Raw genomic sequence first — 15,395 nt, forward strand, 5'->3', positions numbered from 1 at the left:
ATCCGTCCCTAACGTCTTCCGTGTCGAAGCCGAACGGCTCCGGCGAAGGAAAAGAAACACCGAATTCCGAGAGGCAGCATCATGAGCTTCCACAAGATCGTCCCGGTCAAGCCCGCCCGCAAGGCCGAGCCGAAGAAGAAGCACCACGCCCCGAAGCCGGACCCGAAGAAGGGCCCGAAGAAGCCCCACCGTCGTCCCATCGGCGGCTGACCCACGTCCCGGAGGCGGGTCCGCGGCATCGCGCCGCGGGCCCGCCTCGGCCATGTCCGGAGCCGAGCGGGAGAGAGCGACCGTGACCTCGTACGAAGACCAGCCCACCGTGCAGCTGCGCGCGCTCGGGGCCGACCCGGCCGGCGGCCCCGGCCGGCACCGGCGCGCCGGGCGGCCGCGCCCTTACGGTCGTCATCAGCCGAGGGCGGCCCCGCGGCTCCCGGAGGAATACCCGGCCGAGGACGCGGTGGCGAACGGCGAGCCCGGCGAACCCGGCGGCGCACCCGGCGAGCCCGGCGAACCCGGCGGCGGTCTCGGCGAACCCGGCGGCGCAGGGGCCGTTCCGCGGCTGCCCGCGCGGCAGGCGTTCCGCCGGTTCTGGCCGCTCACGAGGGGCGACCGGCGCCGGCTGGTGCTCATCTGCGCCTGTGTCATCGCCGCGGCGCTCGCCGAGACCGCCGCGATCCTCCTCTTCTCCGATCTGACCGACAACGCCCTGCGGCAGGGCTCGCTCGGCGCCTTCTGGGTCCCCGCCGCGCAGTGGCTCGCGGTCGCGGTGCTCGGCGCGGCCGTCGGCTATACGGGCAACTCGCTCGCCGTATGGACCGCCGAGCGGTTCGTCCTGCGGCTGCGGGCGCGGGTCTTCGCGCATGTGCAGGATCTGCCGCCGCACTTCTTCCAGCGCCACCGGCAGGGCGATCTGGTCGAACGCCTCACCGGGGACGTGGAGTCTATCGAGCAGCTGGTGGTCTCCGGGGTGGTGAGCACCGTCTCCGCCCTCTTCAGCACGGTCTTCTTCTCCGTCGCCGCCTTCCGGCTCCGCTGGGATCTGGCGCTGGTCACCTTCGTCCTGGCACCGCTCTTCTGGCTGGCGGCGCGGCGCTTCTCCGGGCGGATCGGCTCGGTGGCGCGGGACGAGCGGGTCGCGGACGGCGCGATCACCTCCGTCGTGGAGGAGTCGCTCGGCAACGTCGTGTTGACGCAGGCGTACAACCGTAAGGACGCCGAGGAGCGGCGGCTGGGCCGGGAGGCGCGTGCGTGGATGCGGGCGTCGGTGGCCGGTGCCCGGATGAGCGAACTGTACGAGCAGCTGGTCGAGGTCATCGAGACGCTGTGCGTACTCGCCGTGATCGGGCTCGGCGCCTGGGAGATCTCCCAGGACCGGATGACCATCGGGCAGTTGCTGGCCTTCGCCGCCTTCCTCGGCTATCTCTATCCGCCGATCCGCAACCTCGGACAGCTCGGTCTCACCCTTACGGCGGCGACGGCGGGCGCCGAGCGGCTGCTGGAGATCCTCGACGCCGAGCCCGCCGTGAGCGATCCGCCGCCCGGGGCCGCGGTGGCGCCGTGGCGGGTGCACGGCACGGTGGAGTTCGACCGGGTCGGCTTCCGCTACCCCGGCGGCGACCGGCGCACCCTGGCGGGCGTCTCGTTCACCGCCCGCCCGGGTGAGTTCGTGCTGATCGCCGGGGCGAGCGGGGCGGGCAAGTCCACCGTCTCCAAGCTGCTGACGCGCTTCTACGACCCCGGCGAGGGGTTCGTACGGCTCGACGGCGTGCCCCTGTACGCGATGCCGCTGGGCTTTCTGCGGACGAACGTGACGCTGCTGCCGCAGCAGACCCTGATCCTGCACGACACCATCCGCGAGAACATCGCCTGCGGGCGTCCCGGGGCGGCCGAGCACGAGATCGTCCGGGCGGCGCGGGACGCCGCCGCGCACGACTTCATCACGGCCCTGCCCGAGGGCTACGACACCCGTATCGACCCGCATACGGCGCGGCTGTCCGGCGGCCAGTTGCAGCGCATCGCCATCGCCCGCGCGATGCTGCGCGACGCGCCCGTCCTCGTCCTGGACGAGCCCACCACCGGCCTGGACGCACTGGCGGCGCGGCGAGTGGTCCGGCCGCTGCGACGGCTGATGTCCGGCCGCACCACGCTCATGATCACCCACGATCTGACCCTGGCCCCGGACGCGGACCGCATCCTGGTGCTGGACCACGGGCGGGTGGTGGAAGCGGGCACGCATCGCGAACTGCTGGCGCTGGAGGGGGCGTACGCCCGGCTGCACGGCTCGGGGGTCGGCGCTCTGCGCGGCACCGGGAACGGCACGCAGGAGGACCGCTCGTGGGAGGACCGCTCGCTGGAGGGGCGCTCGCTGGAGGGGCGCTCGCTGGAGGGGCGCCTGGGCGGCTCCCCCGCCGGCACCGGGCCCCAGCCGACGCTCCGGCTCGGACCGATCTGATGGCAACGGGCTGGGGCTCTGGGGCCCCGCTCAGGCGGCGTCGATCCCCGGCGGAGCCGTCGGCGCGCCCGGGAGCTTGATCCAGGCGACCGTGCCGCCGCCCGGGGCCGCCTCCAGTCCCACCTGGCCGCCCGCCTGCTGGACGGTACGGGCCACGATGGACAGGCCGAGGCCCGAGCCGGGCATGCTGCGGGCGGACGGGGAGCGCCAGAAGCGCTCGAAGACATGGGGCAGTTCCTCGGCGGGGATGCCGGGGCCGTGGTCGCGCACCCTTACCTCTCCGCTTCTGAGGACGACGTCGATCACACCACCCGAAGGGCTGAACTTCACGGCGTTGTCGAGGAGATTGACCAGCGACCGCTCCAGCGTGGCCGCCTCGCCGCGGACGTACCAGGGCTCGATCGAGGCGTTGATCGTGAGATGCGCACCGCGCAGCCGGGCCCGTTCCAGGGCCGTCCGCGCCACCTCGTGCAGGGCGATCACCTGCGGAGGGCCGCTGCCGGGCAGGGCGTCGGGCCGGGACAGCTCCTGCAGATCGCCGATCAGCGCGGCCAGCTCCGTCATCTGCGCCTTGACGCTCACCATGAGCGCCTTACGGTCGGCGGGCGGCAGCGCGCGGCCGGTCTCCTCGCTGCGGGCGAGCAGTTCGATATTGGTCCGCAGCGAGGTGAGCGGGGTGCGCAGCTCATGGCCGGCGTCCGCGATGAGCTGCTGCTGACGGTCACGGGAGGAGGCGAGGGCGGCCGTCATGGAGTTGAACGACCGGGACAGCCGGGCGATCTCGTCATCGCCGTCCGCCGGGATGCGGACGGCCAGATCCTCGGTGCGGGCCACATGCTCGACCGCCTCGGTCAGCCGGTCCACGGGCTTGAGCCCGGTCCTGGCGATCCACAGGCCAGCGGCGCCCGCGCCGACGACGCCGACCCCGGCGACCAGCGCGAGGACGAGCGTGAGCGTGCCCAGCGGATGCTCGACCTCGCTCAGCGGGCGTGCCATGGAGACGGCGATCCCCCGCGGCAGCGGGCTGCCCGGGCCCTCGGTCGGCCGGTAGGTGTACACCCGCATGTCCCCGCCGCCCGCGCCCGTCGCGTCATGCAGCGCGCTCGGCCGCTGCCCGACGGCCACCTCCACATCGGCGGTCGTCACCGGCAGCTGGGTCGCCCCGGGCTGCGTGCAGCGGCTCCCGTCGGCCAGCACGATCTGTACGGAGTACGAACCGAGGGCGCGCGGGGTGTGGCCGTCGGCGCCCCCGGGGCTCTGGCACGCCTCCAGGATGCTCAGCACATTGCGCTCGTCCACCTTGACGTTGCGCAGGGACGAGTCGAGTTGGGCGCTGAGCTGTTCCCGGACGATCAGCCAGCACGCGAACGCGGACACCGCCACCGCCACCGCGACGGCCATCGCGGTCAGCAGGGCCAGCCGCGAGCGCAGCGGCAGTCTGTGGAACCTCACGCGGGATCGCCCTCCGCGGGCCGCAGCACATACCCCACCCCGCGCACGGTGTGCACGAGCCGCGGTTCGCCGCCCGCCTCGGTCTTACGGCGCAGATACATCACGTACACATCCAGCGAGTTGGACGACGGCTCGAAGTCGAAGCCCCACACCGCCTTGAGGATCTGCTCACGGGTGAGCACCTGACGGGGATGGGCCAGGAACATCTCCAGCAGGGTGAACTCGGTGCGCGTCAGCTCGACGCGGCGCCCGCCCCGGGTGACATCGCGGGTGGTCAGGTCCATCCGCAGATCGCCGAAGGCCATCACGTCGCCTTCGGGGAGCGCCGCGCCCTGCTGGCCCGCGTAGGAGCTGCGGCGCAGCAGGGCGCGGATGCGGGCCAGCAGTTCGTCCAGTTCGAAGGGTTTGACGAGGTAGTCGTCGGCGCCCGCGTCCAGCCCGGTGACCCGGTCGCCGACCGTGTCCCGCGCGGTGAGCATGAGGATGGGCAGCGTCACCCCGGTGGCGCGCAGCCGCCGCGCGGCGGTCAGCCCGTCCATCCGGGGCATCAGCACATCGAGCACGATCAGCTCGGGATCGTAGGAGCCGACCTTGTCCAGCGCGTCCAGTCCGTCCACGGCGGTCTCGGTCGCGTAGCCCTCGAAGACGAGGCTGCGCTGCAGGGCTTCCCGGACGGCCGGCTCGTCGTCGACGATCAGGATGCGGGCGGGCTGATCGCCGTGGTCGGCGGGGCTCATGGGTCGGTTTCCTTCACGATGGCGGTGGCGGTGACGATGGCGGTGGGCGGGGAGTCGGGCGGGGTGGTGGCCGCGCTGCCGAGCGAGCCGCTCCGCGGGAATGGCTCCGTCGCTGCTCCGCCGCGCTGCTGCCAGCCTCGCACGTGGGTCGGTCAGACGTTGCCGTCGCTGCCGCCCGAGCGCAGGGAGGCGAGGTCGGACTTGACCGTGTTGATCGGGATCGAGAAGCCGAGGCCGACGCTGCCCGCGCTGCTCGAGCTCTGGCCCGAGGCCGCCGAGTACATCGCGGAGTTGATGCCGATGACCTGGCCGCTCATGTTGATCAGCGCGCCGCCGGAGTTGCCGGGGTTGAGCGAGGCGTCGGTCTGGAGGGCCTTGTAGGTGGTGGTCGACTCGCCGACGTCGCCGTTGTACCGGCCGCCGCCGAACTCGAAGGGCCACTGACCGCCGCCGCCACCCTGCCCCTGACCGCCCTGCCCCTGGCCGCCCTGGCCCTGGCTCTGGTCCGTGGAGACGGTGACCTCGCGGTCGAGCGCGGAGACGATGCCGCTGGTGACGGTGCCGGTAAGGCCCTCCGGCGAGCCGATGGCCACGACCTGGTCGCCCACGGTGACCTTGCTGGAGTCGCCGAGGGCCGCGGCCTTGAGCCCGCTCGCGCCCTCCACCTTGATCAGCGCGAGGTCCTTCTTGCTGTCGGTGCCGACGACCGTCGCGGTCTTCTTACTGCCGTCGCTGAAGGTCACCTTGATCGAGTCGGCGCCGGAGACCACATGGTTGTTGGTGATGATCTCGCCGCCGCTGGTGATGACCACGCCGGAGCCGGTGGACTGACCGCTGGTGCCATTCGCGCTGACCTCCACGATGCTGGGGCTGACGGCCGCCGCGACCGCCGAAACCCCGCTGCTGCTGGTGGATTTGGCGTTGACCACGGGGGTGGAGACCGTGGTGTCGGACTTCTGGGTGGCGTTGGTGACCAGCGCGGCCGCCCCGCCACCCACGAGTGCCGCGACCGCCGCCACGGCCGCGATCAGCGCGACCGGACGCGGCGCCCGCGCCCTGCGCCGCCCGCCACCACCATGCGCCCCCTCACCCGCGCCCGCGCCACCCTCCTCCCCGACACCGCCCGCGCCACCACTGCCACCACTGCCACCACTCGGCCACACGGTGACCCCGGACGGCGTGGTGACCGCCTGCTGAGGCTCATACGCGGGCGGATCGGGATACCCCGCACCACCGCCGTACGAGAAGGGATAGGACTCGTCTGCGCCGCTACGGCGTGTGCTGTCCGTCATGTCTATGACTGTGCGACCGAAGTATGAGAGTCCCCTGAGTGCCCGCTGAGAACCCCACCAGAAGTCGGTATGCCCGACATAAACCCGCCCTCGAAGCCGCTCCCGCCGGACGCGAGGACCGCCGCAACCCTCGGCCCCCGCGGCCCCCGAACCCCCTCGGCCGCACCGCAGGTCAGCGAAGTCCTCCGGCAGAACGTGGGCGTCGCGCCCCGCCAGCACGCCGCGCTGGGTCTCGCCGTATGGCAGACGCCGCACGCCACCCGCAGGCCGCGGCGCCTCCGCGACAAAAGCTCGCCAGGCGCGGAATCTCCCCACACGGGAGGACACTGGGTTGGCACGCGCCACGCATGGCCTCCGTTCGCGGGGCCGCAGGGCCCCGCAACGCGCGGACACCGCAAGGCAGGCGCCCCCGCGCACCACAACCCGCCGGACGGCGAATCGAGAGGGGGCCGTCGGGGCCCCAAGGCCCCGACCCCGGCACAAGCGCTCCGCGCTACGCGCAGCCACAGGAGTGGCGGACCACCAGCGCCGACGGGAACTGCTTGACCCGCTCACGGCGGGAGCCCGCCAGGCGAACGCCATCGTCCAGCACCAGATCGACCGCGGCACGCGCGCACCGCCGGACGCCGAGGACAACAGGGGACCGTCGGGGCCCCCAAGGCCCCGACCCCGGCACAAGCGCTCCGCGCTACGCGCAGCCGCAGGAGTGGCGGACCACCAGCGCCGACGGGAACTGCTTGACCCGCTCGCGGCGGGAGCTCGCCAGACGGACGCCGTCGTCCAGCACCAGATCGACCGCGGCGCGGGCCATCGCGGGGCGGTCGGAGCCGACCGTGGTCAGCGGGGGGTCGGTGAGGTGGGCTTCCTTCACATCGTCGAAGCCGGCCACCGCCAGCTCCCCGGGGACCTCGATCCGCAGCTCACGCGCGGCCCGCAGCACGCCGAACGCCTGGTCGTCGGTGGCGCAGAAGATGGCCGGGGGCCGGTCGGGGCCGGCCAGCAGGTCGAGGGCGACCTTGTAGGCGTCGTACCGGTTGTACGGGGCCTGGAAGAGCCGCCCCTCCGTGGGGCGGCCCGCCTCGTGCATCGCGCGGCGCCAGCCCTCGACGTGGTCGGTGACGGGGTCGCCGACGGTCGGGGTTATCTCGGTGCCGCCGAGGCACGCCACGTAGTCATGGCCGTGCTCCAGGAGATGCCGCACCGCGAGCTGCGCGCCGCCGACGTCGTCCAGCACCACCGCCACGTCGTCGATCGCCTCGGGCCGCTCGTGCAGCAGCACCACCCGGGCGTCCCACGCCTCGATCTCGGCCGCCGCGTTCTCGCTGGGGCCCTGGCTGATGAGGATCAGCCCGGACACCCGCATCCCCAGGAAGGCGCGCAGATAGTGCACTTCGCGCTCGTCGAGGTAGTCGGAGTTGCCGACCAGCACCATCTTTCCGCGCTCGGCGGCCGCCTGCTCGACGGCGTGTGCCATCTCCGCGAAGAACGGCTGCCGGGCGTCCGGAACGATCAGCCCTATGAGATCGGTCCGGCGGCTCGCCATCGCCTGCGCGACCCGGTCCGGCCGGTAGCCGAGCTCCTTGATCGCGGCAAGCACCCGCTCGCGCGTGGCCGGGGCGACCGGCCGGGGTCCGTTATTGATGACGTAACTGACGACCGCGGTCGACGTCCCCGCAAGCCTTGCCACATCATCCCGCGTCACCTTGGCCACGCGCGAAGTCTACGCGGGTCCAGCTAGCTGTTGGCCGGTCGTGCGGCAGCGGCCCTCGCCGCGGAGCCGGGCGCCCCGCCGGGGCGCTCGCCTCGTGCCGTGTCGTCCGCCGCGGAGCCCCGCGCCGCGGCCTTGGCCCGGGCCTCCTCGGCGGCGCGCTCGACCTTCTCCGGCGCAACGAAGCGGTAGCCCACGTTCCGCACGGTGCCGATCAAGGACTCGTGCTCGGGGCCCAGCTTGGCGCGCAGCCGCCGGACATGGACGTCCACGGTGCGGGTGCCGCCGAAGTAGTCGTAGCCCCAGACCTCCTGCAGCAGCTGCGCCCGGGTGAAGACCCGGCCGGGGTGCTGGGCGAGATACTTCAGCAGCTCGAACTCCTTGAATGTGAGATCGAGCACACGACCCTTGAGCTTGGCGCTGTAGGTGGCCTCGTCGACCGACAGATCGCCGTTGCGGATCTCCATCGGGCTGTCGTCGGTGGTGATCTGCTGGCGGCCCATGGCCAGCCGCAGCCGGGCCTCGACCTCCGCCGGGCCCGCGGTGTCCAGCAGGACGTCATCGACGCCCCAGTCGGCGGTGACGGCGGCCAGCCCGCCCTCGGTGACCACCAGGATCAGCGGGCAGCCCGGGCCGGTGGACCGCAGCAGCTGGCACAGGCTGCGCACCTGCGGCAGATCGCGGCGGCCGTCGATCAGGATGACATCGGCTCCAGGCGTGTCCACCAGGGCCGGGCCTTCGGCGGGAGCCACCCGCACGCTGTGCAGCAGGAGGCCGAGGGCGGGAAGCACCTCCGTCGAGGGCTGGAGTGCGTTGGTCAGCAGCAGGAGGGAACTCATCGTCCACCACCCGCCCCTGCCATGTTCTCGAGGTTGTGCACGCTTCGCTCGCCCATTACGTCGGTTCCTCCTCGGTCCCTTGCGAGAGGGGCACCTCCCGGGCAGCGCCCGGGGGAGTCTGCGGCTACTACTTCGTACGGTCACGCTCCGCACCCTTGGAGCGACGGTGCGCTCAAACGCGCATCACGCCCCGAAAGCACAAAAGGACCCGGGGGCTACGTTGCCCGGATCCTCTTCACAGCAGAATAACCCACATGACATGTGCCCGAGAGGCTCAATCTGCTCCCCGTTGTCCTTCCAAGGTCATCACGAGGGAGCTGCGGGCCACGCTGCTGACCGATGACGCCGTCTCCATCGAGGCGCTGTACGAGCCTTCCCCGGCGCCCGGCACCGAACCCTCCGACCATCTCGTGCTGGTGGTCGGGCACGGGTTCACCGGCGCCCTGGAGCGCCCCGCGCTGCGGCGGGTTGCGTCGGCGTTTGCCCAGCGTACGGCGGTGATCACATTCTCGTTCCGGGGCCATGGCCGGTCCGGCGGACGGTCCACGGTCGGCGATCGCGAGGTGCTGGACCTGGCCGCCGCGGTGCGCTGGGCACGTCGTCTCGGGCATCGGCGGGTCGCCACGGTCGGCTTCTCGATGGGCGGGTCTGTGGTGATCCGGCAGGCCGCGCTGTACGGGAAGAACGATGAAATCCAGCCGGTGCATGTCGCACATGATGGGGAGCGCACAGGGCGCTCGCGGGGGCGCACGGACCCCGCGGCCGGGGCGACGGACGGGGAGGCGCCGGGCAAGCCCGGGGAGCCCTGCGAGGCGGCAGACGGTGCCGCGCCCGATGCTGCCGCCGGTGCCGCGCCCGATGCTGCCGCCGACAGCGCCGCGCCCGACGCCGTGATCGCGGTGAGCGCGCCCGCCCGCTGGTACTACCGGGGCACCGCGCCCATGCGGCGGGTCCACTGGGCGGTCACCCGGCCCGCGGGCCGGCTGGTCTCCCGCTACGGGCTGCGCACCCGGATCGACCCGCGCGGCTGGGACGTCGATCCGCTGTCCCCGGTGGCCGCGGCACCGCTGATCGCGCCGACGCCGCTGCTGATCGTCCACGGCGACCGGGATCCGTACTTCCCGCTGGACCATCCGCGGATGCTGGCGTCGGCGGCGGACCCGTCCGCCTCGGAGCTGTGGATCGAACCGGGCTTCGGCCACGCCGAGACGGCCGCCTCCCCCGCCCTGCTGACCCGCATCGCCGACTGGGCGGCGGCCCACGCCTGAGGGGCCCTGGCTGAGCGGCCCGCGCCGAAACGGCCCCCAAGCGCGCGCCTATTCGGCCTCCGCCACCGGCTCGGCGAACTGCGACGCGTACAGCCGGGCATACGCACCGCCCGCCGCGAGCAGCGCGTCATGCGAGCCCTGCTCCACGATCCGCCCCGACTCCATCACCAGGATCACGTCCGCGTCGCGGATGGTCGACAGCCGGTGGGCGATCACGAAGCTGGTACGGCCGCTGCGCAGCGAGGCCATCGCCCGCTGGATGAGGACCTCGGTACGGGTGTCGACCGAGCTGGTGGCCTCGTCCAGCACCAGGATCGACGGCTCGGAGAGGAACGCCCGGGCGATCGTGATCAGCTGCTTCTCCCCGGCGCTGACATTGGAGCCCTCCTCGTCGATCACCGAGTCGTAGCCGTCCGGCAGGGTCCGTACGAAGCGGTCCACATAGGTGGCCTTCGCCGCCTCGACGATCTTCTCGAAGCTCGCCCCCTGCGCGCCGTACGCGATGTTCTCGGCGATCGTCCCGCCGAACAGCCAGGTGTCCTGCAGCACCATCCCGATATGGGAGCGCAGCTCCTCCCGCGACATCTCGGCGATGTCCACCCCGTCCAGCGTGATCCGCCCGCCGCTGACCTCGTAGAACCGCATCAGCAGATTGACCAGCGTGGTCTTTCCGGCACCGGTCGGGCCGACGATGGCCACGGTCTGCCCGGGCCGCACCGACAGCGACAGACCGTCGATGAGCGGCGTGTCCGGCTGGTAGCGGAAGGAGACCTCCTCGAACGCGACCTGCCCCCGCACCGCCTCCGGCCGCCGCGCGTCCACCGGCTCCGCGCTCTGCTCCGGCGCGTCCAGCAGCTCGAAGACCCGCTCGGCGGAGGCCACGCCCGACTGCACCATGTTGGCCATCGAGGCCACCTGGGTGAGCGGCTGGCTGAACTGCCGGGAGTACTGGACGAACGCCTGGACGTCGCCGATCGACAGTGCGCCGGAGGCCACCCGGAGCCCGCCGACCACGGCCACCAGCACATAGTTGAGGTTCCCGATGAACATCATCGAGGGCTGGATCAGCCCGGAGATGGACTGGGCCTTGAAGCCCGCCGCGTAGAGCTTGTCGTTCTGCTCCCGGAACAGCTCCGCGGACTCCTTCTCCCGCCCGAAGACCTTCACCAGCGAGTGGCCGGTGTACATCTCCTCGATATGGGCGTTGAGCTTGCCCGTGGTCTTCCACTGGGCGACGAACTGCGGCTGGGCGCGCTTGCCGATGCGTGTCGTCACCCACACCGAGACCGGGACGGTGATCAGCGCCACCAGCGCCAGCAGCGGCGAGATCCAGAACATCATCGCCAGCACGCCCACGATCGTCAGCAGCGAGGCCATGATCTGGCTGAGGGTCTGCTGCAGCGTCTGCTGGATGTTGTCGATGTCGTTGGTGGCGCGGGAGAGCACCTCACCGCGCGACTGCTTGTCGAAGTACGACAGCGGCAGCCGCGCCAGCTTCCGCTCCACGTCCTCGCGCAGCCGGTAAACGGCACGCTGGACGATGAGCGTGGCCACCCGCGCCTGCACCAGACCCAGGAGCGCGGCAACGACATACAGCGCCGTGGCCCACAGCAGCACGATGCCGACCGCGTGGAAGTCGATGCCCTGGCCGGGGGTGACATCCATCGAGGCCACCATGTCGGCGACCGTGCCCTGGTCCCTGTCGCGCAGCCACTGGACGGCCTGCTCCTTGCCGGCCCCGTCGGGCAGCTGCCGGCCGATGAGGCCCGCGAAGATCAGGTCCGTCGCCTCGCCGAGGATCTTCGGACCCATCACGGCGAGCGCGACGCTGCACGTGCCCAGCGCGAGCACCAGCAGCGCGATCCCGCGCTCGGGGCGGAGCCGGGCCAGCAGCCGGCGGCCGGAGCCGCGGAAGTCCAGGGACCGCTCGGTCGGCTGCCCGCCCATGAACCGGCCGGGCCCGGCGGCGGGCGCCGGCCCCCTGCGGGGCGCCGAAGTGCCGCTCATGCTGTGTCCCTCACATTCGCCCCGCTGCGCCAGCAGCTGATGTGACTGTCGCCCACGTGGCGCAGAGGTGCGACTTTCGTCGTCTTCTGCGGCTCAGTGGCCGCGTGTGCGTCGCTCATGCGGCTTCCTGTTCGGTGAGCTGGGAGAGCACGATCTCGCGGTATGTCTCGTTCCCGGCCATCAGCTCGCCGTGGGTACCGGCGCCGACGATCCGCCCCGCGTCGAGCACCACGATCAGATCGGCGCCCCGGATGGTGGACACCCGCTGGGCGACGATGACGACCGTCGCGTTCTCCGTCTCGTCCACGAGCGCCGCCCGCAGCCGGGCGTCGGTGGCGTAGTCGAGTGCGGAGAAGGAGTCGTCGAAGAGGTAGACGGACGGCTTGCGGACCAGCGCCCGGGCGATCGCCAGCCGCTGCCGCTGCCCGCCGGACACATTGGTCCCGCCCTGGGCGATCGGGGCGTCGAGCCCGGCCTCCATGGACTCCACGAACTCCCGTGCCTGGGCGGTCTCCAGGGCTTGCCACAGCTCCTCGTCGGTGGCGTCGGGATTGCCGTACCGCAGGTTCGAGGCGACGGTGCCGGCGAAGAGATACGGCTTCTGCGGGACGAGCCCGATGGTCCGGGTCATCACCTCCGGGTCGAGGTCGCGCACGTCCACCCCGTCGATGTGGACACTGCCGTCGGTCGCGTCGAACAGCCGCGGCACCAGCCCGAGCAGGGTGGACTTGCCGCTGCCGGTGGAGCCGATGACGGCGGTGGTCCGGCCGGGCCGGGCGATCAGCGAGATGTCGCGCAGCACCGGCTCGTCGGCGCCGGGGAAGCGGAACTCCACGCCCCGCAGCTCCAGCAGCCCCCGTCCGGCGTCGGCGGGCGGGGCCGCGACGGGCACGAGCGGCGGTACGACACTGGTCTGGGTGTCCAGCACCTCCTGCACACGCTCGGCGCACACCTCGGCCCTCGGCACCATCATGAACATGAAGGTGGCCATCATCACGGACGACAGAATCTGCGCCAGATAGCTGAGGAACGCGGTCAGCGCGCCGATCTGCATCCCGCCGCTGTCGATCCGGTGCCCGCCGAACCAGACGACGGCCACGCTGGAGACGTTCACCACCAGCATCACGGCGGGGAACATCAGCGACATCAGCCGCCCGGCACGCAGCGAGACATCCATCAGCCCGGTGTTGGCGGCGGTGAAGCGGTCGCGCTCATGGGTGTCGCGGACGAAGGCGCGGATGACCCGGATACCGGTGATCTGCTCGCGCAGCACCCGGTTGACCGTGTCGATGCGCTCCTGGACATGGCGGAACAGCGGCCGCATCCGGCGGACGATGAGCGTGACGACCACGCCCAGGGCCGGGATGATCAGCAGGAGCAGCCCCGACAGCGGCACGTCCTGGTTGAGCGCCATGACCACACCGCCGACGCACATGATCGGCGCCGAGACCATCAGCGTGAACGCCATCAGGCACAGCATCTGCACCTGCTGGACATCGTTGGTGGTGCGGGTGATCAGGGACGGCGCCCCGAAGTGGCCCATCTCACGGGCGGAGAAGGACTGCACCCGGTCGAAGACGGCGGCCCGCACGTCGCGGCCGAGCGCCATGGACGTACGGGCGCTGAAGTAGACGGCTCCCGCGGCGCACACGATCTGAACGAATGTGACGGCGATCATCAGCCCGCCGACACGGACGATGTAGCCGGTGTCGCCCTTCACCACTCCACCGTCGATGATGTCCGCGTTCAGCGCGGGGAGGTAGAGGGTGGCCAGGGTCTGCACCAGCTGCAATAAAACGATCAGCGTGATCGTTCGGGTGTAGGGCCTCAGATACGCCCGTATCAGTCGTACCAGCACACGGAAACCTTAAGTGACGCACGCCCCGAACCGGCCGTATTTTCGACGAACCGCGCGTGGTCCATGGCGCGGGCCCGCACCCGTCATCATGGAGGCGGCAGATGACGGGAAAGGGATCGCGATGGCGATGAAGAACACGCCCGCCGGGACCATCCGGTACTGGGCCGCGGCCCGCGCCGCGGCCGGCACCGCGGAGGAGCCGTACACCGCGCGGACACTGGCGGAAGCGCTCGAGGTGGCCCGGGAGCGGCACACCGCTCGGCCGGAGTTCGCGCGGGTCCTGCTGCGCTGTTCGTTCCTGGTCGACGGAACCCCGGTCGGCACCCGCGACCACAAGACGATCCAACTCGCCGAGGGCGGCACGGTCGAGGTGCTCCCGCCGTTCGCAGGAGGGTGAACCCCGAGCTCATGAGCAACCAGCCGCACCAGCCCAACGAGCCCCACGAGCCCCACGATCCCCACCAGCGGAACCAGCAGCAGCCGTATCCCCCGTACGGGTCGTACGAGGCTCCTTACGGCGGCTACGACCAGAACGCGCATCCTTACGGCGGCCACGGTCAGGGCGCCCAGCAGCCGAGCGACTGGCCGGGGTACGAGGGCTATCCGCAGCAACAGGGGTACCCCCAGGCCCAGCCGCAGCAGTACCAGCACCCGCAGCAGCACTACCAGCAGCAGCCGTACGCGGATCCCTACGCCGCCCAGCAGGGACACCAGGGCCAACAGATGCCTCAGGGCCGGCACCCGCAGCAGGGCCGGCACCCGCAGCAGGGTCACCAGGCGCACCAGGGCAACCAGGGCCAGTACGCCCAGGGCTGGGATCAGCAGCAGCACCCGTACCAGCCCGCCGCCCAGCACCCGGCCCAGCCCCAGCGCCCGGCCCAAGCCCAGCACGCGCAGGCCCCGCACGCACAGCCCCAGCAGCCCCAGCCCGCGCCCCCCGCCGCGGCGGCAGCCGCAACCGCGGCCGCGACCGCGACCGCCGAGCCGCCCGCCCCGCAGCCGGACCGGCCGCTCACCGCCGCCGAGAAGGCCCGCGCCGAGGGCCGTCCGCAGATCCTCCCCCCGGGGTTCGTCCCCGCCGCCCTGACCGCCGCGCTCGCCGGCCTGCTCGCGGCCACCGCGCCGCTGGGCCGCCCGGCGGTCGCCGTCGTGGTGGCGGTGCTGCAGGCGGTCACGGCGGCCGGCTGGTTCCGGCTGAACGGCATGTGGCCCGCCCGGCAGGGCATCGCGCTCGCCTACGCGGGCGGTCTGGCCGCCAGCATCGGGCTGCTCGCCACCGAGCCCGCGCACGCCCCGACGGTCCTCATCGGCACCATCGGCGTCTGGCTGCTGCTCGTGGTGATCCTCCAGCTGCGCAGCCACGCCTCCGCGGACGAGCGGCTGTACGGGCTCACGGCCGCTGTGGCGTCCACCGCCCTTACGGTGCTCGCGGCCGGGCATCTGGCCGCCGTCGCCGAGTCCTCGGACGCCGTCGTGGTGGGGGCGGCCGCCGTCGCCGTGGCCGTGCTCGTCCGGGCGCTGCCGCTGCCGACCGCCGCCGCCGTCGTGGTCGCGCTGGCGGCCGCCACGGGCGCCGGGGTCGGGGCCGGGCAGCTCACCGGCACGGGCACCTCCACCGCCGCCCTGCTCGGGTTCGCGGCCGGGGCGTGCGCGCTGATCGGCCACCGGGTGGCCAGCTACGACTACCCCTCGCGCTTCGTCCATATGACGGCCGGTGTGGCGCTGCCGCTCGCGGCCGCGGCCCCCGTGGTCTATGTGATCGGCCGCGCACTGGGCTGACTC

Annotated in this window: 12 protein-coding genes; 5 read left to right on the forward strand and 7 right to left on the reverse strand. The window is 72.2% G+C overall.

What is annotated here, in order from left to right:
- The first annotated feature begins 81 nt into the window (after positions 1-81).
- Both J8403_RS44365 and J8403_RS19950 read left to right on the forward strand, forming a co-directional pair.
- Positions 82-210, forward strand: coding sequence for a hypothetical protein (locus J8403_RS44365; protein WP_014053944.1), 129 nt, complete (start codon positions 82-84; stop codon positions 208-210).
- 349 nt (positions 211-559) lie between these two features.
- Positions 560-2,452 carry an ABC transporter ATP-binding protein gene (locus tag J8403_RS19950; protein WP_246586353.1) on the forward strand — a complete coding sequence of 631 codons (1,893 nt, stop codon included), beginning with the start codon at positions 560-562 and terminating at the stop codon, positions 2,450-2,452.
- A gap of 30 nt (positions 2,453-2,482) precedes the next feature.
- Here the strand turns inward: J8403_RS19950 and J8403_RS19955 are convergent, their stop codons facing one another.
- The 5 genes from J8403_RS19955 to J8403_RS19975 form a co-directional block, all read right to left on the reverse strand.
- On the reverse strand, positions 2,483-3,904 hold the full coding sequence (locus J8403_RS19955) for a sensor histidine kinase (protein WP_211124367.1): 1,422 nt from the start codon (positions 3,902-3,904) through the stop codon (positions 2,483-2,485).
- Positions 3,901-4,641, reverse strand: coding sequence for a response regulator transcription factor (locus J8403_RS19960; RefSeq protein ID WP_211124368.1), 741 nt, complete (start codon positions 4,639-4,641; stop codon positions 3,901-3,903). The genes J8403_RS19955 and J8403_RS19960 overlap by 4 nt, the downstream gene beginning before the upstream one ends.
- Positions 4,642-4,793: 152 nt before the next feature.
- Positions 4,794-5,933, reverse strand: a complete 1,140-nt coding sequence (locus tag J8403_RS19965; protein ID WP_211124369.1) for a S1C family serine protease — start codon at positions 5,931-5,933, stop codon at positions 4,794-4,796.
- Between the two features lie 688 nt (positions 5,934-6,621).
- Entirely contained in the window at positions 6,622-7,644 is a 1,023-nt protein-coding gene (locus tag J8403_RS19970; protein WP_093463623.1) for a LacI family DNA-binding transcriptional regulator, read from the reverse strand.
- Between the two features lie 23 nt (positions 7,645-7,667).
- A complete protein-coding gene (locus J8403_RS19975; RefSeq protein ID WP_211124370.1) occupies positions 7,668-8,480 on the reverse strand; it encodes a response regulator transcription factor in 813 nt (270 codons plus the stop codon).
- A gap of 254 nt (positions 8,481-8,734) precedes the next feature.
- On the opposite strand from J8403_RS19975, the gene J8403_RS19980 reads away from it, so the two are divergent.
- Positions 8,735-9,748, forward strand: a complete 1,014-nt coding sequence (locus tag J8403_RS19980; protein ID WP_246585909.1) for an alpha/beta hydrolase — start codon at positions 8,735-8,737, stop codon at positions 9,746-9,748.
- Between the two features lie 48 nt (positions 9,749-9,796).
- Here the strand turns inward: J8403_RS19980 and J8403_RS19985 are convergent, their stop codons facing one another.
- Positions 9,797-11,755: an ABC transporter ATP-binding protein gene (locus J8403_RS19985; protein WP_281427934.1), complete on the reverse strand. Its 1,959-nt coding sequence runs from the start codon at positions 11,753-11,755 to the stop codon at positions 9,797-9,799.
- A 115-nt stretch (positions 11,756-11,870) separates the two neighbouring features.
- Positions 11,871-13,613: an ABC transporter ATP-binding protein gene (locus J8403_RS19990; RefSeq protein WP_211124371.1), complete on the reverse strand. Its 1,743-nt coding sequence runs from the start codon at positions 13,611-13,613 to the stop codon at positions 11,871-11,873.
- A 121-nt stretch (positions 13,614-13,734) separates the two neighbouring features.
- Here J8403_RS19990 and J8403_RS19995 point away from each other — a divergent pair, with 121 nt between their 5' ends.
- Complete coding sequence (locus tag J8403_RS19995; protein ID WP_059145932.1) at positions 13,735-14,010, forward strand: MoaD/ThiS family protein; 276 nt, start codon at positions 13,735-13,737, stop codon at positions 14,008-14,010.
- An 11-nt stretch (positions 14,011-14,021) separates the two neighbouring features.
- Positions 14,022-15,392, forward strand: a complete 1,371-nt coding sequence (locus tag J8403_RS20000) for a hypothetical protein (protein WP_211124372.1) — start codon at positions 14,022-14,024, stop codon at positions 15,390-15,392.
- Positions 15,393-15,395 lie beyond the last annotated feature (3 nt).

This window comes from Streptomyces yatensis (assembly GCF_018069625.1).
Lineage (GTDB): Bacteria > Actinomycetota > Actinomycetes > Streptomycetales > Streptomycetaceae > Streptomyces > Streptomyces yatensis.